Genomic DNA, 1,735 nt, shown 5'->3' with positions numbered 1-1,735 from the left:
TTCACCCACCCCGCCTATCACGACCAAGTCGAGGCGTATGTGCTTTCCTGGGATACGCAGCGGCTTTCGCAAGCCGCGCTCGAGACGCTCGCAGTGATTGCCTACCACCAGCCCGTGACGCGCGAGGCGGTGAAGGGCATCCGCGGCGTGAACTCCGACGGCGTGATTTCTTCGCTCGTGGACAAGGGGCTCGTACGCGAGGTGGGACGTGACGCTCAGCGTGGGCAGGCGATCCTGTATGGCACGACGAACGCGTTTTTGGAGAAGTTCGGCCTGCGTTCTACGCGCGACCTGCCGGACTTGGAGCAGTTTGCCCCGGACGAGCAGTCGCGACAGTTCATCCGTGAGCGCCTCTCTGGGCGTTCCATCGCCTCTACGCTTGAGGAGACCGAGGAAGATCTCGATGAGGAGCGCGAGCTTATCGACGCGCCGCTTGATAGCGCGGGCGCTGGCGTGGATGCCGATACGGATGATGAGGACGCCGACGACGACCTCATGATCGTGGGCGACGCGACGGATGACTTCGATGACGAGCGCTGAGGCCGGGCAGGAGCATCCGCACACGATGCGCTTGCAGCGGTTTCTGGCGCGAGCCGGCGTGGCGAGCCGCCGCGGGTCCGAGGCGCTCATGACGGCCGGCCGCGTGACGGTGAACGGCGTCGTGGCGACCGAGTTGGGGACGAAGGTCGACACCGATGCCGATGTCGTTGAGGTCGACGGCGTGCGTGTGCGCTGGAGCGATGAGCCCGTGTATCTCATGCTCAACAAGCCTGCGGGCTACCTTACGACGATGAGCGACCCCCAAGGGCGACCGTGCGTGGCCGAACTCGTACCCGTGGCCGAACATCCCGGGCTCTTCCCAGTGGGAAGGCTTGATTTTGATACGACGGGTCTGCTGCTCTTCACCACGGACGGCGACCTCGGGCACGCGTTGCTTCACCCCTCGCACCATGTAAAGAAGACCTACATCGCACTCGTGGATGGCGCGATGCACGACGACGAGCTCGCACCGCTCCGTCGAGGCATCGTGCTCGATGATGGTCCCTGCCAACCCGCACCGAGCCAGGTGCTCGAGCGTCGCAGCGGGACGACGTTAGTCGAGATTTCGCTTCGCGAGGGGAGGAAGAACCAGGTGAAACGCATGTTCGGCGCAATCGGTCATCCGGTGCTCGAACTCCATCGTCCTACCTTCGGGCCGCTTGAGCTTACCGGTATCGAGGAGGGCTCGTGGCGCTATCTCACCGACGCCGAGATTTGCTTACTTCGCCGTGCGGCAACCCGTTAGTCGTCACTTTGGGGCGCCCGCCACTGGGGACGGGGGCTGTCGGCCGGGAACCCGCCACTGGGGACGTGCCAAGACAGCAAAGCGGGGGAGCATTCTAGTACAATGGGTTACTTGAGAACCCACATGACTGGACAGGAAGGGATTCCAGAATGATCGTGGCTATCGACGGGCCTGCGGGCTCGGGTAAATCGACCATCGCAAGCGCCCTCGCGAAGCGCTTCGGCTTTGAGAAGCTCGATTCCGGTGCGATGTACCGTGCTGTTGCGTTCACCGCGCAGGATCGTGGTATCGACCTCGATGATGAGGAAGCTGTCACGGCACTCGCGAGCACGGTGACGATCCGTTTCGCTCCAGGCGAGGGCATGAGCCGCATCACCGTCGACGACCGTGATGTGAGCCGCGAGATTCGCACGCCCGCCGTCGACGCGACCGTCTCGAAGGTCGCCGCTT

Annotated in this window: 3 protein-coding genes; all 3 read left to right on the top strand. The window is 63.7% G+C overall.

The features are described from left to right. Nucleotides 1–540, top strand: a 540-nt coding sequence (scpB, locus tag QZ079_RS09395; protein WP_297037576.1) for an SMC-Scp complex subunit ScpB, incomplete at its 5' end; no start/stop codon positions are given. Further along, nucleotides 527–1,285, top strand: coding sequence for a pseudouridine synthase (locus QZ079_RS09390; RefSeq protein ID WP_297037575.1), 759 nt, complete (start codon nt 527–529; stop codon nt 1,283–1,285). The genes scpB and QZ079_RS09390, both read left to right, overlap by 14 nt. Nucleotides 1,286–1,434: 149 nt before the next feature. Next, the coding region (locus QZ079_RS09385) for a d(CMP) kinase (protein ID WP_297037574.1) at nt 1,435–1,735 on the top strand (301 nt) is incomplete at its 3' end.

Source organism: uncultured Enorma sp., from assembly GCA_905210055.1.
Classification (GTDB): Bacteria; Actinomycetota; Coriobacteriia; order Coriobacteriales; family Coriobacteriaceae; genus Enorma.
Note: the sequence above shows the minus strand (reverse complement) of the source record. Positions and strands in the feature narration are given on the sequence as shown.

Bases quoted from the DNA above. Each gene is read 5' to 3' on its own strand.
- QZ079_RS09390 (WP_297037575.1), top strand. From the start codon at position 527: ATGACGAGCGCTGAGGCCGGGCAGGAGCATCCGCACACGATGCGCTTG.